General features: G+C 47.6%; 19 protein-coding genes. 4 read left to right on the top strand and 15 right to left on the bottom strand.

Annotated elements, in window-relative coordinates; genetic code table 11:
• Positions 1-21: 21 nt before the first annotated feature.
• Complete coding sequence (locus NZ043_RS01375) at positions 22-1,296, bottom strand: DUF4038 domain-containing protein (RefSeq protein WP_133385756.1); 1,275 nt, start codon at positions 1,294-1,296, stop codon at positions 22-24.
• 245 nt (positions 1,297-1,541) lie between these two features.
• On the opposite strand from NZ043_RS01375, the gene NZ043_RS01380 reads away from it, so the two are divergent.
• Positions 1,542-2,585, top strand: a complete 1,044-nt coding sequence (locus NZ043_RS01380; RefSeq protein WP_091028002.1) for a LacI family DNA-binding transcriptional regulator — start codon at positions 1,542-1,544, stop codon at positions 2,583-2,585.
• Between the two features lie 94 nt (positions 2,586-2,679).
• Positions 2,680-3,534 carry a pentapeptide repeat-containing protein gene (locus tag NZ043_RS01385; RefSeq protein WP_249912007.1) on the top strand — a complete coding sequence of 285 codons (855 nt, stop codon included), beginning with the start codon at positions 2,680-2,682 and terminating at the stop codon, positions 3,532-3,534.
• 161 nt (positions 3,535-3,695) lie between these two features.
• Here NZ043_RS01385 and NZ043_RS01390 read toward each other — a convergent pair whose 3' ends face one another.
• The 6 genes from NZ043_RS01390 to NZ043_RS01415 form a co-directional block, all read right to left on the bottom strand.
• Positions 3,696-4,679, bottom strand: a complete 984-nt coding sequence (locus tag NZ043_RS01390; RefSeq protein WP_091027998.1) for a diaminopimelate dehydrogenase — start codon at positions 4,677-4,679, stop codon at positions 3,696-3,698.
• Positions 4,680-4,884: 205 nt separating this feature from the next.
• Positions 4,885-5,463, bottom strand: coding sequence for a hypothetical protein (locus NZ043_RS01395; protein WP_339310308.1), 579 nt, complete (start codon positions 5,461-5,463; stop codon positions 4,885-4,887).
• 32 nt (positions 5,464-5,495) lie between these two features.
• Positions 5,496-5,642, bottom strand: a complete 147-nt coding sequence (locus NZ043_RS01400; RefSeq protein WP_165980244.1) for a hypothetical protein — start codon at positions 5,640-5,642, stop codon at positions 5,496-5,498.
• 50 nt (positions 5,643-5,692) lie between these two features.
• Positions 5,693-6,676: an alpha/beta hydrolase gene (locus NZ043_RS01405; RefSeq protein ID WP_339310310.1), complete on the bottom strand. Its 984-nt coding sequence runs from the start codon at positions 6,674-6,676 to the stop codon at positions 5,693-5,695.
• 232 nt (positions 6,677-6,908) lie between these two features.
• The gene (locus tag NZ043_RS01410) at positions 6,909-7,664 is read right to left on the bottom strand and encodes an exodeoxyribonuclease III (RefSeq protein WP_339310312.1); all 756 of its coding nucleotides are present in this window, start codon (positions 7,662-7,664) and stop codon (positions 6,909-6,911) included.
• A 110-nt stretch (positions 7,665-7,774) separates the two neighbouring features.
• A complete protein-coding gene (locus tag NZ043_RS01415) occupies positions 7,775-8,332 on the bottom strand; it encodes a GNAT family protein (protein WP_339310314.1) in 558 nt (185 codons plus the stop codon).
• Between the two features lie 131 nt (positions 8,333-8,463).
• On the opposite strand from NZ043_RS01415, the gene solA reads away from it, so the two are divergent.
• Positions 8,464-9,597 (top strand): N-methyl-L-tryptophan oxidase, encoded by a 1,134-nt coding sequence (gene solA / locus NZ043_RS01420; RefSeq protein ID WP_339312619.1) that lies wholly within the window; start codon positions 8,464-8,466, stop codon positions 9,595-9,597.
• Between the two features lie 130 nt (positions 9,598-9,727).
• Here the strand turns inward: solA and NZ043_RS01425 are convergent, their stop codons facing one another.
• The 8 genes from NZ043_RS01425 to NZ043_RS01460 form a co-directional block, all read right to left on the bottom strand.
• Complete coding sequence (locus NZ043_RS01425) at positions 9,728-11,572, bottom strand: RICIN domain-containing protein (RefSeq protein WP_339310316.1); 1,845 nt, start codon at positions 11,570-11,572, stop codon at positions 9,728-9,730.
• A gap of 41 nt (positions 11,573-11,613) precedes the next feature.
• Positions 11,614-12,951 carry a glycoside hydrolase family 43 protein gene (locus NZ043_RS01430; RefSeq protein WP_339310318.1) on the bottom strand — a complete coding sequence of 446 codons (1,338 nt, stop codon included), beginning with the start codon at positions 12,949-12,951 and terminating at the stop codon, positions 11,614-11,616.
• Between the two features lie 497 nt (positions 12,952-13,448).
• The gene (locus tag NZ043_RS01435) at positions 13,449-16,484 is read right to left on the bottom strand and encodes a beta-galactosidase (protein ID WP_339310320.1); all 3,036 of its coding nucleotides are present in this window, start codon (positions 16,482-16,484) and stop codon (positions 13,449-13,451) included.
• A 358-nt stretch (positions 16,485-16,842) separates the two neighbouring features.
• The gene (locus tag NZ043_RS01440) at positions 16,843-18,339 is read right to left on the bottom strand and encodes a glycoside hydrolase (protein ID WP_339310322.1); all 1,497 of its coding nucleotides are present in this window, start codon (positions 18,337-18,339) and stop codon (positions 16,843-16,845) included.
• A gap of 90 nt (positions 18,340-18,429) precedes the next feature.
• Complete coding sequence (locus NZ043_RS01445; RefSeq protein WP_062835736.1) at positions 18,430-19,275, bottom strand: carbohydrate ABC transporter permease; 846 nt, start codon at positions 19,273-19,275, stop codon at positions 18,430-18,432.
• Entirely contained in the window at positions 19,268-20,155 is an 888-nt protein-coding gene (locus tag NZ043_RS01450; protein WP_339310324.1) for a sugar ABC transporter permease, read from the bottom strand. Before NZ043_RS01450 ends, NZ043_RS01445 begins: the two co-directional genes overlap by 8 nt.
• Before the next feature lie 101 nt (positions 20,156-20,256).
• Positions 20,257-21,528, bottom strand: a complete 1,272-nt coding sequence (locus NZ043_RS01455) for a sugar ABC transporter substrate-binding protein (protein WP_091027983.1) — start codon at positions 21,526-21,528, stop codon at positions 20,257-20,259.
• Positions 21,529-21,708: 180 nt separating this feature from the next.
• Complete coding sequence (locus tag NZ043_RS01460; protein WP_091027982.1) at positions 21,709-22,737, bottom strand: LacI family DNA-binding transcriptional regulator; 1,029 nt, start codon at positions 22,735-22,737, stop codon at positions 21,709-21,711.
• 277 nt (positions 22,738-23,014) lie between these two features.
• Here NZ043_RS01460 and NZ043_RS01465 point away from each other — a divergent pair, with 277 nt between their 5' ends.
• The gene (locus NZ043_RS01465; RefSeq protein WP_237177085.1) at positions 23,015-23,389 is read left to right on the top strand and encodes an iron-sulfur cluster biosynthesis family protein; all 375 of its coding nucleotides are present in this window, start codon (positions 23,015-23,017) and stop codon (positions 23,387-23,389) included.
• Positions 23,390-23,451: the final 62 nt, after the last annotated feature.

Raw genomic sequence — 23,451 nt, forward strand, 5'->3', positions numbered from 1 at the left:
GGCACCTCTCTCTGGTAACTCTTATTTACGTGTACCAATCATCACCACGTCATGTTCAAAAGCATGCATGGGAATCACACCATATTCGTTCTCGCGATAAGCTGCTGTCTTGGCAAATCGGCGCTGTACGAGATCAATGGTCGTAAAATCGTATTCTTCAACCGGGAAGTCCAGACGTACCTTGGTATTTACCGGAACATACAGCACAAGCGTGTCCTCCGTGCCTGCCGCACGAATCTCCTTCGTTTTGTTTAATACGATATCCATCGGCTTCACACCCACCAACTTGTACTGCTCAAAGAGATACTTGATAAAGGAATAATCCCACGCACCTTCGAACCTTAGAGCTGATCTCCAATCATAAGGGCTATCAAAACCTTCACCCTCCACAATGCCAAAAGACTTGCCTTTCTTGTGCCAGCTCCAGATGCCATGTGCCCCATAAGTGACACCGGCCCCACCTCCGGCAAGCAAACTCTGCCATGCAGCCTTGCGAGCATCGAATGCAGAGTAGCGCCCATAGACGTTGCGGCTATAACTAATCTGTTCATAACAAGGCTCACCGTTGATCACTGGACGTACAGGCGACTGATGATAGAAGTGATCTGCAATCTCATGCGCATAGGCTTGGAATTCCGAGTTATGCCCAGACTGATACATGTAAAAGTCCAGCCCTTCATGGTTTGCAAACACTTCAGGAATCTCTCGTAGTCTGCCTTGGATGTGTAGCGTCGTCAGACTGGATGGGCTGATGCGTTTTACAGTCTCCAGCGCTATCTGATAGTAGGCATTCGCCTCTTCGGAAGGAAAATCGGTATCCCCACTGACCAGATACATCGGATTAAACTCCGAGAATCGATTTACCGCATAGGTCACATAAGGCTCAACAGCTTCAAGTGGCATCTTGCCATCCTTCTGAAACATGGTGGCCCAGGTATCGGGTACATAGTTGCACCAAAGGAGCACAAGTGCGGGTGTGAATCCACGTTCTGTTGCCATACGAACCATGTCTTGTGCACGGTCAAAATAAGCTTCATTAAGTGAAAAATAGTCCGTCGAGCCATCTCCTTGCTGGTTAAAAGGTTCGATATTCAGATCAGAACCACTTGCATCCCATTGGCGCAAAATATTGATCTGTACAACGTTGAATCCCTGCATACTGCGATAATCGAGGTATTCTTCCCATTCTTCCAATGAAGCATTGGTAAATGCACTCCAAACCGTATCCGCCAAATAAAAGAACGGATTGCCTTCTTTCTCAAACGTCCTGCGGTGAGTCGTAACCTCAACAGACATCATTTCACCTATCCTTCTAACTAAATTAATTAATATTATTTTAGTTAAATTAATATAAAAAGTCATTCAAAAGGGATTATAAATGCGTTTTCAATTTGAATGTTAGCACCGTAAACATAAACAGTCAATTACAATTTTAGTTTACAACCCAAATATTTTAGTTAAGTTTAGTTTAGTAATCAGCTAAACTAAACGCTTAATTCATGGTATACTGAACCAATGTACACTATTTAGGAGGTTCCCTATTGAAGATTGATGATATTGCAAGGCTTGCTGGAGTTTCCAAAGCAGCGGTCTCTCTGGCATTCAACAACAAACCTGGTGTCAGCGAACAGACACGTGAACATATACTTAACATCGCACAAGCACATGGCTACAAACCAAGAACAGTCAAAGTTGGAAGAGAAGCACCGAAAAGCAATGCTATTATTCGTTTTGTTGCCTGCAAAAATTCCGACATCGTCACAGAGCATTACGATTCTCTCCCGTTCTTCAATGAATTGATCCACCACATCACGGAACAGGTCAAGCAACATGGCAGTACACTTGTCATCTCTTCCATTGACGTACAGGATTTGCAGCAAGAACTGCAAACGTTAGAAAAGGAACAACCGTCCGCCGGCCTTTTATTGCTCGGGATCAACCTGACTGCGCCCATGATTGAAACCATTCAATCCATTCATGACAATGTCGTCATTCTGGACACGTCATTTGAACATGTGGATGCAAATTTCGTATCTATTAATAATACATTGGGCGGATATCAGGCAGGTCAACATCTGGTTAAGCTGGGGCACAGTCGTATCGGATATGTGAAATCCGGTACACGAATCCCAAACTTCATCAAACGGGAAGATGGATTTCGCACCGCGCTGGCCGAACATCATCTGACCGTTGCTGAGACACTAACCTTCCATCTGCAGCCCATGCTGGTGATGGCGCAGGAACATTTGCAGCAATCGATCCTCCACCTAGAGGAACGACCTACTGCTATTTTCTGCGAGAACGATTATATGGCAATCAGCACGATCAAATCATTGCAAAATATCGGCATCCGGGTGCCCGAAGATATTTCGGTAATGGGTTTTGACAACATTTTCGAAGCCAATGTAATCAGCCCTGAATTAACCACCGTACATGTCAAAAAAGATATGATGGCCAAAACGGCCGTCAATCTGATTATGACTAACCTGGGGAACAATGAGAAAAACGGTACTCACATCTATGTGAATACAGAAATTGTGGAACGCAGATCCTGTGTACCTGTCGCCACGCCCGCTGTTGAATAATTGTTAACAATACAATTGATCGCATTCCGGTGGGATGGTAAAGTGGTACTGACGTAATTCCATCTATTTGTACTATTATAAGGAAGTGTTTACATTGTCTAACCAACCATATGCCAGCACTGCGAGTCCGCATCTGAGCGCAGACTGTGAGCAATGTTTTGGGCTGTGCTGTGTTGCCTTGCCCTACGGCAAGTCATCTGACTTTGCTTTTGATAAAGCCAGCGGCACACCCTGTCCCAATCTGCGCACGGACAATCGCTGCGGTATCCATACCCAGCTTCGGCAGAAAGGGTTCAAAGGTTGCACGGTATACGACTGTTTCGGAGCTGGACAGAAGCTGTCCCAAGTGACCTACGCGGGCAAAGATTGGCGTGATCATCCAGAGTCTGCAAAGGAGATGTTTGATTGTCTGCCTGCCTTGCGACAACTTCACGAGTTGCTCAGTTATATGAAGGAAATGATGATGAGACCAGAGACGTCATCCCTTCACTCGGCATTTGGTGAGTTATATGAGGAGATTGAGCGCTTGAGCAATCTGGAGCCTGCGGCCCTCCTCCGTCTGGACATCGCCGATTATCGGTCCACTGTGAATCAACTCTTGGTCCAGGCAAGTGAAATGGTACGCGCGCATGTGCCATCTACCTCTCAAGGACAAGGGAAGTCGAAGAAGAGCAAAAAACGTACCGGAAGTGACTTTTTTGGTGCCAACTTAAAAGGGGCTGACCTGCGGGGCGCAAGCTTCCGAGGGGCTTTAATGATCGCAGCCAACCTCCAACATGCAGATATACGAAATGCCGATTGGATTGGCGCGGACTTGCGGGATACGGATCTGGGCGGTGCAGACCTGCGAGGTGGCATCTTCCTCACGCAATCGCAGATCAATGCGGCCAAAGGTAATGTGAATACCAAGTTGCCGGATCATCTTAACCTTCCCTCACACTGGGTGTAGGGTGCCATTTCCACAAGAGCACGAGCAGGGATACAAGCAAGATAGTACCTGCCAATTCATATGAATGTATGAATCGTATACAGCAACAGCAAAAAAAACAGCTCGTCCTAAACATCCAAGGACGAGCTGTTTGTTGTACAAATCACAGGAACGAATCAGAATTATAACAAGTCGCGGCGAAGATCTTCAGCCGATTTCGGAGACAAGTGACCGAGTGGAATATCAAATACCGTTTTCGCTCCCTTATGTCCTTCCACGCTCAAGCGTTGTGCGGCTCTTGCATAAGCCACAAGTACGCTTGCTGTAAATTCAGGATTGCTGTCGAGTTTCAGACCAAATTCAATAATTTGCTTTTGACCGGCACCTGTAACTCCACTGCGAATTACAAATCCACCATGCGGCATGCCTTCATGCTCGGATTTCAATTCTTCTTCGGTAATGAACGTTACCGTTGTATCGTAATCTGCAAAGTAGTTAGGCATCGACACAATCGTCTCACGGATCTCATCCTGATTAGCACCATCTTCTGCTACCACATAACATTGACGCAGATGTTTCTCGCGTGTAGACAGCTCTGGTGTTTCCCCTGCACGAATGCGGTTGATCACCTCTTCAACAGGAACCGTATACTGCACACCCGCTTTAACGCCTGGAACACGACGAATCGCATCCGAGTGACCTTGACTCACACCTTTACCCCAGAACGTGTACTCTTTCCCTTCTGGCAGGATGGACTGTGCAAGCAGACGGTTCATGGAGAACAAGCCTGGGTCCCAACCTGTGGAAATGACACTTACGTGACCGCCTTGCTCTGCCGCAGCATTCACTTCTTTGTAGAATTCAGGAATCTTCGCATGTGTATCGAAGCTATCTACCGTATTGAACAATTTGGCGATGGCTGGTGTCTGCTCTGGAAGGTCGGTTGCAGAACCACCACAGAGGATCATAACATCAATCTTGCCTATGTATTGCTCCGCTGCAGAGATATGCTCAAAACGTACTTCTGTACCTTCAGCGACCATCTGCTCCGGATTACGACGTGTAAACACAGCAATCAGTTCCAGATCCTCGTTCTGGGAAATGGCTTTCTCTACACCTTTACCCAAGTTACCGTAACCAACAATACCCACTCTAATCATGTTCAATCCTCTCCTGTCTTCTTCTATAGTTGTCTATTACTCTATTCTAATGATATAACATACCATGTAACCTGTCAGGTTTCCAGTTCGAAATAAAAATACCTTGCAGCGGTGCAGCAATAATGCGGCTCCGTATGCAAGGTATTATGGCGTTCATTCGTTATTTTAGGAAGAAAAAAAGCAGGAAAGAAGAGTAGCCCTTATCTTCTGCTTATGATTCTGTCCAGGTCAACGTCAGTTCAATGACGCCTTCCTGTCCCGCCAATGTTCCTCCAATCAAGGACCAGACATCCTGCGTCTCCGGGTCAGTTCCCTGAATAATAATATTTTTGTCATCGATCGTCTGACCTGCATCCGTCAACTTTTTGGCGTTGAAGTAATCTTTATACAACTCAGATACGGTTTTCATATCTTGTTCAGTGGAGAAAATCACCATGGCCGATTGCTTGCCTTCATTCTCACCAGAATTGGCTAAACGAATCGTTGCATCTTCCGGCAATGGGAAATCACTTGGCAAGTTCTCCGGCAACTCATTGGTTCCAGTAGCCGCTTCCTCACCACGAGCTGACTCGGAGTCTGCTGGTGCAGTAGTACCCTCCGTTTCGGTCACTTCACTTGTTGTTGCTTCGCTTGCACCTTCATCAGTCGCTTGTTCACCAGTTCCGGAGGAAACCTCAGTGTCCACCTTCTCAGTATCACTCGGTTCGTCTGCCGCGCTGCTGCAAGCACTCAAGGCCACCATCATCGCCAGTGCCGCACAGGCCAATACATATTTCCTTCTCTTCACCATCCGTTACCACTCCTTCTTCTTCATTTTATGTGCTAATCACGTTCAAACGACTGGATTACAGGCACCGCATGAACATTATTCTTAACCCATATCACAGATACAGATAATACACTTAAAGACAATAGACAACTGGCTACGAGAATGGATAGGAAGCGGGTGATCACTCTAAACTTTTTCATCCACCCCTCCTCCTCATCCTGTTCATCATGTGTTTGTGGAATCATGTTACTCATAGATCACTGGACGTTGTGACTAATTTCATGATCTCGGCAGCGACAATATCCGGTTGACTGTTGTGGATACTGTGTGTCGCTTGTGGAACCGTCAGCTGTGTTCCGTGTCTTGACCATGAAGCAAAATTCGCTTGGTCGGCCTGCCATGCCTGACTGTCCTCATCCGACTCCTCCGAACCGGCTGTGAGAATCGTCAGGGGGAAGCCAAACTTCGTTTTGTTCTCAAGCACACACGCTGCATTTGTTCTGGAATTCCGAACCTCTTCCATGACATTGTCATTGTACGCATGTCTCAGCGTGGATATCGTGACGGCTTTTTTCATCGGTTCCGTTACCAGATTTGGGTCAATGACCAGAGATGCCATCATGCGATCCGATTGCAGCAATGTTCGTGCTATGCCTGTTTTCACCAGAAAACGGGACCAATCCATCATCCATTCTGGTGTATTCAGGTCCGTACGACTGTAATACTCCGGACTTCCGCCATCGATCATGACCATGCCAGCCACCTCATCAGGATACCTTTGCGCAAACCGCAGTGTCTCCAGCGCACCCAGGGAGTGACCGACCATGATGTAAGGTGGACGTTGACCGGATGTTCGCAGCAATTGGTGGATCTCTTCCGAGATGGTATCGACATCACGAGGTTCATCCGTATAGTCGCTGTATCCGTACCCGAACCGATCATATACCGCAATTTTTACCTGTGATTTCAACTTGTCATATAGCGGACTGAAATCCACATACGGATTAGGTGTACCCCAGCCTGAGGCAAACACCACGGTTACCTCTCCTTTGCCAGCGGTGTAGAGGTGCATGTTGCGACCACTCACTTCATAATACTTGCCTGGCGGGGGATAGGACTTCATATCCTGCGTGGATTGATACGTTTCATACGCTGTACCTGCCAGCAGCAAAAGTCCTGTGGCAAGCATGATGCCTCCCAGCACTTTTACCCCTCTCCGTAACCCCTTCTTCATCTTCTCTACCCCTTACCCCAAAGGTTCATCTATATATGTATGCTTCAATCGTACCCAAGAAATAGCGGGATTGAAACAATCCCGAGTCCAGTTCTTTCCCCAACCAAAGTCCAGTGTCCCTCCCCTACCTGTGACGCAAAAAAACTGCAAATCTCCCATTCAGGAAACTTGCAGTTCATCTATACTTGTATTCTAAAACTCTTACCTCAATCTATCTCACGATGATCCTTACCTATAGTTGCAAAGTAAGACCCACCGGGCAATGATCACTGCCCATCACGTGGCAGTCGATATGCGCATCTGCCACCTTAGGTGCCAATTGATTGGATACTAGAAAATAATCAATGCGCCAGCCCACATTCCGTTCTCTGACTTTCGGCATATAAGACCACCAGCTGTACACATCCGTACGATCCGGGTAAAGATGGCGGAAGCTGTCCACATAACCAGAAGCAAGCAAATCGGTCATCTTGCCACGCTCTTCAAGGGTAAATCCCGAGTTGCCCAGATTGGGCTTCGGATTCTTCAGATCAATCTCCTGATGAGCCACATTCAGATCACCACAGACGATAACCGGCTTAGTCTGCTCCAATTGCAGAATGTACCCCCGGAATCGATCCTCCCATTCCAGACGGTAAGGCAGCCGGGTCAGATCCCGCTTTGCGTTAGGGGTATAGACGTTCACCAGATAAAACTCATCATACTCCAGTGTAATCATCCGTCCTTCCGGCTCGCTGTCCTCCTCCATCCCGTAACGAACGGATAAAGGCTTGATTCGGCTAAATACAGCCGTACCGGAATAACCTTTTTTGATCGCATAATTCCAATATTGATAAACATCTTCCCCCAGGTCCATCTCAATCTGTCCGGCTTGTAATTTGGTCTCCTGAAGGCAGAAAATATCCGCCTGACTCTCCTGATAATAATTCATGAATCCTTTGGTCACACATGCCCTTAAGCCATTCACATTCCAGGACACCAGCTTCATATCCTCATCTCCTCACATCTCTCCAATATAGCATGGGCCCATTCCGGGGGACAAGCCTTGCGGCTCTGGAATGAGATGGAGTCATTGGAATCCTTAGGGGGCTAGCTTGCCTATATTTCGCTTCGTAACTTAGAGAACACCGCAAGGTCAATATATCTGCCTTTCTCAAACTCATGCTGCCGCAGTACACCTTCCTGTTGAAAACCAAGCTTGTGTAACAGGCGAATTGACGCCTCGTTCTCCGGTTCAACCTTTGCTTCAATCTTGTTGAGCTGCATGCTTGTGAATCCAAAATGGAACACAGCACGGGCCACTTCAGTCATCACACCGCGGCCCCAGAAAGAGGAACGCAAGTCGTATCCGATCTCTGCACGGTTATGTACATCTTCATAGTTCAGGAACCCACAGGTTCCGATCACTTTACGAGTTTCACGGTCTTCAATCATCCAGCGTAATCCCGTGTGTTCCTTGAAAATCTTCGTATACCAGCTCATCTCACCCTGTGCATCCTCCACGGATTCAAAGGGAGTGAATGGCATATATTGCACCACAGCTTCATCGGAATATAACTCCAACAGATCATGGCTGTCCCCAGCCTCTGCCGACCGGAGGATGAATCGTTCTGTCTGAATTAATGGAAATAGATCAAACCTAAATTGCTCACTCATGCTTGGTCTCCTTTACAACATTTATTGTAGAAGTCCATTTTACTACACTTGCCTTCATCAAGCTTTTACTATTAATATGTTCTATTAAGGCATTACTGTATAAAAGGGTACATAGGAAAGGACGTGCTATTATCACACAATCATATGACGTTATTATCGTTGGAGCCGGCTCCATGGGTATGAGTGCTGGGTATTATCTATCGCGCAGTGGATGCAAAACTTTATTAATTGATGCCTTTGATCCTCCGCATACGGAAGGAAGTCATCATGGGGATACCAGACTGATGCGCCATGTGTACAGTGGAGGGCCTGACTATATTGCCATGGCATTACTTGCACAGAAGTTATGGCATGAGCTGGAGGAAACGACCGGAGACCAACTGTTTGTTCCTTCCGGTGTACTAAATGTGGTTGATCCGGAGATTCATTCCTTCCGCAACCGATTGAGCCATGCAGATGATGCAGGTATTCGGTATGAAACATTGCACGCAGCCGAGGTAATGAAACGCTGGCCAGGTATTACAGTACCTGAACATTACGAGGGCATGTATGAACCTGATGCGGGTTATTTGTATAGTGAACCCTGTATTCGTGCCTACCGCAAGGCAGCCGAGACTCATGGTGCCACCTTGTTAAATCACACTCGGGTAGAGCATATCGAATACGGACCACATTCCGTCGCAGTTCAGACTTCAGGTGGCGAGACATACCACGCGAATCAAATCATCCTGAGCGCTGGCGCCTGGTTTCAGACATTAAAACCTTTCGTGGATCTCCCGATCCAGGCAGTGCGTAAAACGGTTGGATGGTTTGATGCACCAGAAGCCTTATACGGAGAGGCACACTTCCCCGGTTTTACACTGGCAGGAAAAGAAGGTACATATTATGGATTTCCAAGCATGGGCGGATCAGGTCTGAAGATGGGTCGTCATGATACAGGTCAGGTGTGGACACCAGGAAGTCCAATGGCTCCATTTGGTACGGAAGAAACGGACGAGGGGGATCTGCGCAGGCTGCTCGAACTTCATATGCCTCAGGCAGCTGGAGAATTGAAACGTGGTAGTGTGTGCAAGTATGAATTCACTTCGGATGAAGATTTTATTATCGACCGACACCCTGCCCATGAACGTGTGTGGCTCGCAGGCGGTTTCTCCGGTCACGGCTTCAAGTTTGCAAGTGCCATTGGGCAGATTCTATCCGACTTGGTGCAAACAGGGCACACGGATCAGGATATTAGCAGGTTCGCCCTATCCCGTTTTCGTTAATTACCTGCCGGGTGGATGAATAATATGTATGTCTAAAATAGTTACTTTCTTAGAGGGTGCAGTGTTGCTTAGAGCACTGCACCTCCAAGAAAGAAGGACACGTAAGAGCGTTAATTCATGCCCACTCACACTAATTAACTTTGACTAGGCTCCATTGCTGATTGGCCCCGCCATTGTCGGCCCACTGAATCGTGGAGGCACCTGCGGTTAGAGACCCTTGATTGATGTCAACCGTCAGGCCACTGTTTCGATTCGCAAGTACCACATATCCTCCCACATCAATTGGCAGCCATTGCTGATTGTTGCCTCCGTTATCCTGCCACTGAATCAGAGCGGCTCCGCCTTGTGTAGAACTCGAATTCACGTCTAATAAAAGGCCACTGCCTACATTGCGGATGTTGTAATATCCGTTACCTGCCGACTCCAGCTTCCACTGCTGGTTGGCTGCTCCATTATCATTCCACTGAATGATCGTTGCCCCACCCGTAGAAGAAGCACCGTTAACATCGAGTGCAAGTCCACTATTGCGGTTGATTAATTTGTAGATTGCCCCGGATTCATATCCTGTACCACCATTGTAAGTTGCACCGGAAATGACGTAAGTTGTGACCGAGTTGGCCTTGGCTGTAGCGGTAAAGGTTTTGTTTTGCACCGAAATATTGGTCAGTTGCTGCAACTTCTCTGTTGAAGAGGTCCGATATACTTGAGCAGACGTGCCTGTGTTAGTAAAACGACTGAGATCATAGGTTACCGTTGTATCCGTCGATTCCGAATTGGTTGTAACCAGCACTACTTTGCCGGAAGCTGCATCATAGGCTGCAAGGGTATTGGCATCACTCATGCCGATAATCTTGTACCCAGGACGAATAAATTTGCTGTAGTTGCCCATGACATAATATTTTTGGTTTACGGTGTAACTGGTCGTTTGTGTATTGTTCAACACGTTCTTGAAGAATCCCCATCCTTCTGCACTATCCACGGCTTGCCAATACACCCATCCACTTGCGCCCATATTGCGAATATCCTTGAGGATGGTCCGTGACATCGTAAGTCCGCTTGCATCTCCGTCTCCATATTCCGAGGTCCACAGATGTTTGCCCGCAGACGTCGCTGTGTTACGCAAAGCAGTACGATTGCTTCCGCCATACGTATGGGTGTTGATCTGAGTGATCGCTGATTTAACGGCATTGCTATAGCTGTTGAACGACACATTCGTATCATCGATACTGTATTCTTCCGGTGCGCTCAGCTTTGTAGACAGGCCCTTCGCATTCAATGAAGCTTGTACCTGACTCAGAATTGTGTTCTGATCCGCCCGGTCAAAGTGCATGCCTTCCTGGTCATTGCCCTGCTTCCACCACGTTGAGATCGGTTCATTCAGTGGAGTTACACTATCAAATGTGATCCCCCAGTTATCCCGAAAATGCTTCACAACCTCGGTTAAGTAATCGGCAAAATCATCGTAGTAATCAGGCTTGAGGTTGTTACCTCCATTCGCCGAACCGGACACATTACCACTGATCGTCATCCAGTAAGGTGCGGAATTCGCAAAAGCTTCGATGACATTCACACCTTGTGCTTTGGCAGCTTGCAGCATATATCGTTGGTTTGCATCTGCATTCCAGTCATACACGCCGGGAGAAGGCTGGTAACCAGGAACGGCTTTGCGATATTCGAGGATATTGGACGATGGATTATCCCCGCCTCCAATGTTGTACCGCAGGATGTTCAGTCCCAGTCCAGTATTCGCGTTGAACATTTTCTCCACATACTCATCCCGATTGGAATATTCTCCAACCACCTTGCCCCACCACGCGAGGGATGTTCCCCATCCTTCCATCGTCTGATATTGCTTTGATGGATCGGCAATAGCCGTGTAAGCTCCCGCAGCAGATACCTCTGTGCCCAGACCTAAACTGCTTGTTAGCAGACTTCCTGCCAGCAGCAGCGAGCTCATTCGTTTTAACCACTTCATCCGCTTCACTCCTTATGAATTTTTCGAAACACGAACACCAATTATTGTGCAACCTCTCGGAAGGTCGCGTCTGACTTATCTAGTGCGGTAATGACAGCTTCCAATTTCAGCACATTATTATAATGTCTAAGAAACAGGTTCGGGTTACTAAACGAGGTATACGATGTCCAACTAGCGTTAGCAAGTCCATTTACACGTTTGAACGTGGCGTCATTTCGGAACGTAGCGCTGCCGTCATTTTTCACAAGTGTAATGCTGCCATTATTATTGCGCAGGAAATAACCCGGATAATTCATGGACTCAAACGAAATGCCTGTTGCATTTGACAGACCTGAAACGATACGGAATTGTGCATCCTCCGCTGGACTGACATTCGCATCAATCCGTGCCTGATAGTTGTAATGACGAATGAAGCTGCCCGGCACATTGAATGACTCCAGCTTGCGGATATCACCCGGTTGTCCGGACTCTTTCAATACGGTCATATGCCGGACGAGTCCGGTAAGACCCGCAATCTCTTGTTTGGCACCCCAAGTCTGGAAGTTGTCAGCAGAGTCGCTGTAATAATATTTTTGTGTCGCATAGCCGTCAAAGTAGATTCGCCATGAACCATTATCCAACTGAACAAGCGCCGGGCCTTCCACCCAAGAACCCCAACCTGCCCAATCCCCTGTGCCTTTAAAGTTGTAAGGACCCGTTAGCGAGGTGGATGTCGCATATTCAATGTATTTGGTGGTCTCGTTTTTGGTAAAAGCATGATAGGTTGAGCCTGTCTTCACGATAAAAGTGTCGATATAATTGGGAGCAATGCCTGCCAGTTCAGTAGGTGCAGACCATGAGGTAGATGTTAGATTGCTACCTGAAGCTGTGAGTACATAAGGTTTGAAATTCTGATAGTTGCCTGGTGAGAGGGACACGATAATGTTCAGACTGCCGTTGCTGTCTTTGAACCATTCTGGTGCCCAGGTGTGTGCAATTGTGATAGGTGTGGATAATGTAATGTTACGGACAAATGTCCAGTTTACCTTATCCGGGCTGGAGGCGATGCCGATGGTGTTACCCGACCAGTTCGTGGTGTAGACGACGTAATATAGACCATCTGTGTGCTTCATGATGCTGGGATCGCGGATCAGATTGGCCGGAGGTGTATAGGCTGGCCCTTTCAGCAAACCATAGTGGGTCGCATTATACGATTCATAGATATACATATTGGACTCACTTGTGTTCGTAAAGGCGGATATCGTATAAACACTTGTCGCTGCTCTGGCTGTATTGGGGAATAACATCGTTAATAGAAGCAATGTTCCGAGCAGCAGGATCATTCCGGCCTTAAAACCTTTGGACTTTCCTACTCCTATTCCCTCTTCCTTCTTCGTCAAAATTGGGTCATCTCCTTATCCATGATCGAATAGAATAATTAATTAGACTTAACATACCCTATGGCAGAATACACGTTATCTTGGAGTCAACCTCTATAAACACACCTTACGACTACCTGTTCAAATTCCAATTACATGAAGCATCACTCCCTTCACAGATCATGGATGAACACTCTTTATATATGTAAACGTTTACAAATAATAATGCTACAAATGTTCCCTATGCTTATTGTACAAACCTGATTACCACAGTTCCCCATCCTCTTAGCCGAACTCACTCCCAAGACCGAATCCGAAGATTCACAAATCCAGGTCAATTGGGCTAAGAAAATGAGGGGGTAAAACTGCGGTAAAAATAAACTTTTGCGTTATGTGATGCTATTTTCTAATCCTGGTCCATTACTATAAAAGGCTGCTTCAAACTCGAACGATCTCGTTCCAGTCATCGCTCCCTTGCATCTCTAAATCAATAAGACAGCTAAAGATCAATACATGAGCTACTCCACCGCAACCCACGGATAACGGGATGGCGCATCCAACAGGAATCGTACACGTTCTGGTGTTCTACCTTCTTCATCGAACAAAAGTAATTCATTCTCTTCCTGTAGCCATGCTACTGGAATCTTGTAATCCTCTTGCGGACCAATCTGCCAGTAACGGCCCAGATGATGTCCGTTCAGGTGAATGGTTCCTTTGCTCATCCCTGTCAAGCGAAGCATCAGGTTCACTTTATGATGCCCCGAAACCGCAGGCTTCGCGAAACGCCAGCGGTACCAGACCGGCTGACCATACGATCCTCTGACTGGAGTATGATTGGATACAGGGTGAGACTTCTCGCTCAATGTAGCACGATTAACCGATCCATTCGTGGTGTGGGGAACCAAATTGGCAGTACAATTGCCACCTGTGGCGATACCAGACTGTCCTGCACGCTGGATTGATCCCTGTCCAGGATGTAGCGCTTCCTGTTCTACCTCGTATCTCTCCCATTGTTGCGGAAGTAATACATCCGTCCCTGCCATACGCCAATCCTTCAATTCTCCCTGACTTGGATACGTGATCAGTTCCAGTCTGTCCAGCGATGAACGGCTATACGGCATTTCCAGTGTATTCGTCTCTCCGGGCTTGATATACAAGGCTATGTCTAACGTCTGGAAGGCAAACCAATCCTGATATCCTTCCATTGGAACTTCGATGCCATTGATACGAAGACCTTTGCTCAAGGCACCCACAAGAATCGCCCGATCCATGCCATCCAGCGTAAAGCTTCTGCTCAGAATTGGCGCCCCATGTATAGAGTTCACTTCATCGAGATGCACAAGTCCACTCTCCATACGCCAATCCCGACGAATATCCTGAACCTTGCCATCCAGATACACAGCACCAGCCAGACCTTTGCTCTCACCCAAATACGGGGAGAAGTTCAATCTGCCCATATGCTGCACCAGAATCTGAAGTGTATTCTTTCCTTTGGCCACCTGCAACTGCACTCCAGCGGCACCTAACTGACGCACTAATGCCTGCTGAACACCATTAACGATGATTCTGGCAGTATCCTGGATATCCGGCAAAATGAGCTTAGTGATCCCTTCGGTTGGACTCTCGAAATCACATTCGTACAATAAATAACCAAAATCTTGTCCATACCGAGAAAAGTCTTCCGGTTGTCCACTCGCCGAGCGTTCCTTCGCAGTTAACGCAATACGTGACATCTCAGGAGAATCAGACAATGCCGGCGCACTCGGTAATGTCCACGGAAGCTGCTGCTGTTTACCTGCAATAGGCTTCTCGCTGGCATAGAACTCGTGACCTGTTAACGTCCGTTCTCCATCGGTCCAGTCACCAAGCAGCGTAATTGTGCGATCTGGGTCAGTAATCATGCCCTTGACCTGACCAGATGGCAATACGTCTACGTCATCGAAGCTGATCGCATAACGAAGTCCCTTCTGGTCTGTTGCTTCCAATCGCCATGTTCGATTCATCGTCTCTTGATCCAGAATGACGAAACGGATCGGTGTGCCGTTTGCTTTCAATCGGATCATTCCCGGCTCTTGGAAATGGAACAGATCGAAGCGGTATACGTTCCTTGCTGAATCATGTTCAACCAGCACTTGCACCGTACTGCCCGTAACGTTTAGTGCCCCAGCTTCCAGTTCAACAACTGACCGCTGCCCGGCAGCGGCCACGATGAACAGGGTTAATTCTCCGTTTATCATTTCATTGCCCGTAATCATCGTACCCGCAGTCAGATATACGTGTTCAGCAATCTGTACTCGATCCAGCAACGGAACAATCTGACCCGGATTCACCGATACGGGAAGAGTCCGGCCTTCCTCCAGCGTAATGTGCATGGTCTCGCGTTCATCCTTGTGACTCTCCAGAAACCAAATCTTCTGGTTGCCAGCCTGTCTGCCTCGTACAGATATGCCTTCAGGATGACGTACAACGATCTGTTCTTCTGGAATTTCCTCTGTTTCCATCAGAAGGGCCCCGAAAGCATGGACGAAATAGGATAAATTCTTGGTTACTGCATATTTCGGTGTCACCCGTCCATATTCATTCAGCGGTGCATCATAGTCATAGGACGTAATCATGAAAATATCACTGCTACCCATCGTTCTGCCGCCATATCCACCAAAGTTCGTGCCACCATAGAACATATAGTGACTGATTCCGGTATACCCGGCACGCAGGATTTCCATGATGCGTCTCTCCAGCAAAGGCGCTGTCTTCTGAATGGCTGAAGGTCCTCCCCAATTCTCAAACCATCCGGTCCAGAATTCCGTGACCATCTTCGGGGTGTCCGGCTGTTTGGCTCGGAGTTTCTCATAATGCCCGTCAGCACCTGACCAGAAATTAGCCCCTTCAATTGTGCCTTCCGCCCCGCCAACGCAAGTGATCAGCGTAGCGTCAATGCCACGTTGCAACAATCCATCTCTCAGCGTATTCATATGGTCACTTGCAGCAGCGTCATCCATCAGATACCCGTATTCATTCTCCACCTGAACCAGAATGACCGTGCCTCCAGCGGACAGCTGGCGTTCCCGAATAATCGGCACAAGCCGGTCAAAATACAAATTCACATAGTGCAAATACGTCTCATTATTTTCCCGGAATTTCACGCCATCCTTCGTACCAAGCCAGTATGGAAAACCGCCAAAATCCCATTCTGCACAGATAAACGGACCCGGACGCGCGATGACCCACATGCCCAGTTCTGCGCACAAATCCAGAAATGCTCCGCAATCGTTGTCCCCTTCAAAGGACCACTGTCCTTCTTCCGGTTCATGCACATTCCATGCAAAGTAGGTGTCGATGCAATTCATGCCTGCCAGCTTCGCCTTCAGCAGAACCTCACGCCATTCTTCCTTCGGCATACGGAAATAATGGATCGTGGCACTGTTCAGAAATACACGCTCTCCGTTTAGGAAAAAGCTGCGTGCATCGTATGTTAATTCAGATAGAACACCGTTCTCAGCCCTAGTGATGTTCTTCTCCTGTTCCTGCAGCAAAAGGGATGCTTTCTCTGTCAAAGTGATCCCCTCCTTCTCTTTATTTATATAAATTGAACTAAAGATTATTTACACTGCACACTTCGATTACAGAACAACTTTCCGATCGCTGTTATCCCCAGATTTTATGAATTCCTTTTCTCAAAGGGAAAATCCGGGGATAGCATATGCTTCCGATGTAGTTTTCTTGCAGAAAGCTTGTAGGCGAACGCTTCGCTTTTTCAGGTTTTTTCTGTCCTCTACGTTTGGTGTAAATGTTTAGTTCAATTTATATAGGTTCATATGTCCTGTAATTAATTTAAGGTGAACCAAATTCGTTGAACTGAAAGATGATCTATACTGGCACTACGATGTCAGAACAACTTTCCGATTGCTATCATCAGTTCCCCTGCAACGTCACGCCTTCCAGTACAACCGTTGTGATGGAATTATCTGCGGTAGGTACTTCCAGTCCGTTGGCATACACCGGAATGTCTTCAAGCTGTTCCATGTTCCGGTCCGGTGAAGTCTGATACACCTGCGCAGTGGCTGATTTTCCATACGTGTACCCTTCCAGTTCAAACGCCGTTGTTCCAGCTGACAATTCGTTACGAATCACCAGCACCAGTCTCTGACGTTCCGCGTCATAAGCAGCCAGTGTGCGTCCACCATCCGTTGGAATAATCGTCGCGCCGGGACGAATGAACTTCGTAAACTGGGCCATACCATAATACTGTTTGGTCATCTCATACTGCTCTTCTCCGTTAAAGTTGGCGTGAATGAATCCCCAGTTGTTATTGGCGCCTTCATCTTCAACGGCCTGCCAGTATACCCAAGCGGATGGCTGCATGATTTTCAGATCAAACATGATTCGCTCTGCCAACTCTTGCACCGAGGTCATATCCTCATGACTGTGCGGCTCGCTGCCGCCCGTTCCGTACTCGGACATCCACAGCTTTTTGCCATGGCGTTCTGCCAATGTGCGCAGCTCTTCCATTTTGCTACCATTATAGGAGTGGGTATTGATCTGCTGGATTACGTCCAGCGTGTCCTGATCATAGAGGTTGAAATTAAACACCGTCTCATCAATGCTGTTATCGTCTGCGGCACTAATGACGGTTCCATCCAGTCCTTTGCTCTTCAACGATGCAGCAACTTTCTTGATAATCTCGGCCTGTTTCTCATTGGTAAAATGACTGCCTTCCTGCATATTGCCCTTCTTCCACCAGTCGGAGGAAGGTTCATTGAGCGGATTCAGTGTGCGGAAGGTGATCCCCCACTCGTCCCGATAATGCTTCACAACTTCGGTCAGATAATCGGCAAACGCATCATACTGATCGTCACGAAGATTATTGCTGCCATCCACGGCTCCGGTCACCGATCCACTGATCGTCATCCAGTAAGGTGGTGAATTGGAGAATGCTTCAGCAATATTCACGCCGCGCTCCATCGAGCCTTGTAATACAGCCCGCTGACCTGCATCAGCCTCCCAATCCCACTCTCCAGGTTCAGGCTGGAAGCCAGGTACATCCCCACCGGGACGGAGGGCTTTCATCTCCGGATTCTCCTCACCGCCAATATTGTAACGAACGATGTTCAGGCCTAATCCTTTCTCCGGATCAAAGACCAGATCCATCACTTCACTAACCTTCGCCTGATCCTTCCATCCGCCAAGATCATTGGCCCACCAGGCAAGTGACGTGCCCCAGCCTTCAAAATGATCATAGGACTGATCCAGCTTCAGACGTACCGGTTCCTCTTGAAATACAAGTGTTTTGGATGATTCATTGGCAAAATGATTGATAACAATTCCTCCTCCTGCCAGCAGGGCAATCAGGGCTACACCCATAATGATATAGTTCCGTTTGCTCCTGCTGCGTTGTTCTTTATGCGCCATGGGCTATACAATCCCTTCTCCATGTACGATGATTACTTCGTTGACCTTGAACGTCAGGTTCAGTACATACACACATTACAGACACTTCGGTTACTTGATTCCGCTGCTTCCGCCGCTAATGTTGGCTTCGTAGACATAACGTTGTCCGAACAGATATACCAGTACCATCGGAATAGTGAGGAACAGGGAAGCGATCATCACAAGGTTCCATGGTGGCATCTGCCCACCACCTACCGTAGTCAACAGCTGCACTCCGAGTGCCAGCGGCATTTTCTCCGGATCATTGATATAGATGAGCGGCCCCATGAAGTTGCCCCAGTTATAGGAGAACGAAAAGATCGCAATGGCCGCAAGTATGGGATAAGTCAGTGGCATGATGATCTTCCAGTAGATTCCCGGGTGCCCCATACCATCGATCATGGCGGCTTCATCCAGTGATTTGGGAATACTCATGACAAACTGCCGAATCAGGAATACGTTGAATGCTCCGGCGAAGAAGCTTGGTACGATCAGCGGGTAAAATGTATTAATCCAGTCCAGATGACGGAAGATGATGAACTGCGGTACCATCGTCACCTCACCCGGAATCATCATCGTACTGAGCAACACAATAAACAGGAAACGGCTGCCTTTTGCCTTGATTCGGGCAAAGCCGTAGGATACGATCGAAGCTGATAATACCGATCCGATAATCGTAAAGACGGTAATGATGACCGAGTTTTTGAGATATGTTCCAAGATTGTTATTCGTAAAAATCGTATAAAAGTTCGACCATTGGAACTCCATTGGAACGAAGGTAAAAGCTGATTTGACGGTTGTTGCGTCACTTGCCAGTGCAATGGAGATCATGTACAGGAAAGGCGAAGCAAGCAGCACCCCGACCAGAATCAGAAAAATATAGGATATCGTCTTCTCCACAGTCGATGGATTACTCATTGGCTTTTCCCTCCTCGTAGTGCACCCATAGCGCCGATGAACGGAATACAACGAGTGTCAACGCCATGATGATGATGAATAGTACCCAGGCAATCGCCGATGCATATCCCATTTTGTAGAATTGGAACGCATTCTGGAATAAGTAGGGAACAACCATCTGACTTGAATTGTCAGGTCCGCCGGCAGTAACGATGAATACCTGCGCGAAGGTCTGGAGCGCTCCAATCATACCAGTCACGAGATTGAAGAAAATGACGGGAGTCAGCATCGGGAATGTAATATGGAAGAACGATTGTGTACTCTTCGCTCCATCAATGGCAGCGGCCTCGTACAGCTCCTGTGGAATACCTTTCATACCTGCAAGCAGCAATACCACGCCACCACCTACACCCCATAAGGACATGAGAATCAATGCAGGCTTAACCCAGTTCGGATCAAGAAGCCAGGCGGGACCCTGAATACCGAAGATCGCAAGTGCCTGGTTGATCAACCCTTCCGTCGGTGCAAGCAAGTGGATGAAGAGCAATGAACTCGCAACCACCGGAACAACGGAAGGCAGATAGAACAGAATACGGAAGAAGGTGATCCCTTTGATTTTCTTGTTGAGGTAATATGCAATCCAGAGCGAGATCGACATGCCCAGCGGAATGGATATTAGCGCATAGAAGAATGTATTGCCTACGGATTTCCAGAAAATCGGATCATCGGTCAGTAACGTTTTGTAATTTTCGATACCAATGAATTCAGGGGACTGGAACAGATCCCAATTCGTGAAGCTCATATAGATGGAAAACAGGATCGGACCCAGGGTCAGCCCCAGAAACCCGATCAGCCAAGGCGAGATGAAGATGTAGAACCATTTCCCGTCCTTTTTTCTCACGTTAAGCCCTCCCATGACGCAGAGAGCAGATGGAACCCGCATTCACGCCGATTCCACCTGTCCTGCTGTCGCTGCTATTTGTGCATGTTCAGAAAAATCCTCTATTTGTAGAGTCTTTCCAGTCCACTCTGAATTTCGGTTACGGTATCATCAAGCGAGGCTTTGTTGTTGAAGTACACACCCAGCTTATCGTTAATGAGCTTCATCATTTCGTTCCATTGCGGGTTGAACGGTTCTGCATAGATCGTCGATTCACTGAACGCAGCCATGTTGATTTTTTTGCCGCCGTATTCAGCATTGAGGAATTCATCACTGGACAAACCTGCTTTGGTTGCAGGAGCATCCTGACCGGCTTTGACCATCGGCATCTGTGCTTCCGGTGTGGTCAGTGCTTCGATGACTTTGAAAGCTTCTTCCTTGTGTTTGGAAGCGTTGGTAATCGTTAACCCGTTAAAGAATGCGTTCGTTTCGCCCCATACCGGAGAGATATCCCAATTAATGCCTTCCACCTTGGCAAGTGAACCGATGTTCCAGAACCCTGTCGTTTCCATGGCGATCTTGCCTTGAGCGAACAACGGATCGGCTCCGATATTCCCCATGTCGGCAATCTCGGTTGGCGTTGGTCCCGCACCGTGTGTGAAGGTCAGGTCATTCATGAATTGTAATGCTTTCCGCACAGGCTCTGTATTGAAGGTTGGTTTACCACTCTCATCGAACAATGAGCCACCGTTCTGGTAGATCAGCTGCATCCATTGCGGCCACCAGCTACCCGGGTAGTAGCCCCATTGAACCGTTTTGCCATTCTCCTTCACCGTCAGCTTCTGAGCTGCCGCCATCAGATCGTCCTGCGTCCAATCTTTGGTTGGATATTCCACCCCAGCCTTGTCGAACAGATCTTTGTTATAAAAGAGGACCATCGCACCTGCCCGATCCGGCAAACCAAATTGTTTGCCATCATACTTCATCAGGTTGGCAATATCATCGGAATAACGCTCGGACATGTTCACATTGTTCGCCTGAATCATGTCATCCAGCGGTATAATCTGATTCTTGGAGGCGTAAGCCTGATAGTTCTCGGCAATCATCATGATGTCCGGTGCCGTTCCTCCGGCGATCATGGTCTGTACCTTCTGGTCATAATCTCCTGCAACCACGTTCAGCTTCACGTTAATATCGGGATACGTCTGTTTCACAATGTCGAGTCGTTCCTGATAAATTTTCTTCTCATCCTCCGAGCCCCAGATCGTCATGCTCAAATCAACCTTGCCACCGGACTCGCCGGAAGAACCGTTTTTACTCCCGCTGCTACAGGCTGTCAGACCCATTACCATGACCAGCATCAATAACGAAATGACCTTTAAACTTCTTCTCATACGTTACGCCCCCTTGATATAATGAATGGATGACTACACTGAAACCCGTTTCATGAAATGGGTTTCATTAAGCTGAAACATAAAACCCGTTCCACTTTATGAAAGGGGTTTCATTCACGCACTCATTATATTTCACCCTTCGAGGAAATGTCAACGCTTTCTTTTCCAATTACAGGCCCTTTATCTTGCAGCAGGTCCTGTACTTTGACGCACAATCAGCTCCGGTTGCAGAATGATCTGCTTCTTCGGTTTGCCTTGGTTAATCAGCTCATGCAGCACATCCACAGCCTGTTTGCCAAGCTGATACGTATTCTGGGATACGGTTGTCAGTTCCGGTATAACGGCACTGGCGAGCGGTGTATCATCATAACCCACAATGGATATATCCTTCGGAATCGAGAGCCCATGCTCAATCGTTGACTTGATCGCACCAATCGCTGTGTTGTCATTAACGCAGATGACTGCGGTTGGCGGATTGTCACGATCCAGTAGTTTGGACATCTCCCGTTTGCCGTCGTCGATGGAGAAGCTGCCGAGCAGTTGCCGTTCTTTTGGTATTTCGAGTCCATGCTCCCGAAGTTTCTTCTGCACAGCTCTGACCTTGACCATGGTTGTGGACAACTCTTTCAGACCGCCAACAAAGGCGATATCGCGATGCCCCAGTTCAAGCAAATGCTCAGCTGCAAGGGCTGCCCCTGCCCCCTCATCCGTGTATACCCGGTGAAACCCGCCTTTCGCAATATTGCCATTGACCAGTACAATTGGCATACGCTTGCCCATATCAATCAATTCCTGAGCCATGTCATCCGGACAGACCTGCATGTTAATTCGCCCGCCGAGGAAAATAATCCCGTCTACCCGCTTCTCTCGCAGGATGGACAAATATTCAGATTCCCTGTTGTAGTCGCCTGCGGTATTGCACAGAAAGAAGGTGTACCCCAATCCGCGAGCCTCATTCTCCGCACCCCAGAACACTTCCGGGAAAAAGGGATTCGTAATGTCCGGCAGGATGATGGCGATGGTACCCGTCTCTTTCTTGATCAGACTGCGCGCCTGCGCATTGGGCTGAAACTGGTGTTTTTCAATGATGGACATAATCTTCTCTCGGGTGCTTGCACGCACAGGTGCCGTATCATTCAGTACCCGGGAGACTGTCGCTACAGATACATTTGCTTCCTTGGCGATGTCGTATATGGTGATCGGTGTCATAGCGGAACCTTCCTTTTTCTCTAATTTTCCCTATTTTCCCTGCTTATCATACCAGATAAGGAATGCCGATGAAATGGGTTTCATTGACGGGCGAATGATTTCACACTGAACCCATAGAAATTCCGGGTATAACATTCATACGTGAATGGTTCGTTGCATTACGCATTAGCGTCAATATTTTTACAGGACATGTTTGCTTTTCTTTATTTCACCTTCTAATCTGCGTTTATGGTCCATATATTAAATTGTAAGCGAATTCATTGGAGATTAGAGGAGTGTGAACAACGTCATGATCATTCAAGTCAGTCCGCTGGCAGAAGCAAGACTTACTGAAAAGCTGGGAGATCGACCAGGCTATTTCAAATTGTTTTATGATACCGATGGATGCGGTTGTGACGGAATTGCGGTACTTCTGATCTTGAACGAGCCGGATAGCGATGATGTTACCGTAGAAGCGGGGTCGCTTCCCTTTGTAATCAACAAACAGCAGCAGATTTACTTCGAACCCTCTCTGCGTCTGCAATCCGAGCACAGTTTCCCTTCGTTCCGACTGAGTAGCGATTCCATGATCTATGGCAGTAATGTCAAAGTCCATGATTTACGAGATACCGCAGACGTAGCCCCACAGCCCACTGGATGGTTTGTACGATAAACGTTGAATATGCACTATAATCAAAACCTCCCAAGTCCAGATGTTATGTGGGACGGGAGGTT

The sequence above is a fragment of the Paenibacillus sp. FSL k6-2145 genome, assembly GCF_037976585.1.
Taxonomy (GTDB): domain Bacteria; phylum Bacillota; class Bacilli; order Paenibacillales; family Paenibacillaceae; genus Paenibacillus.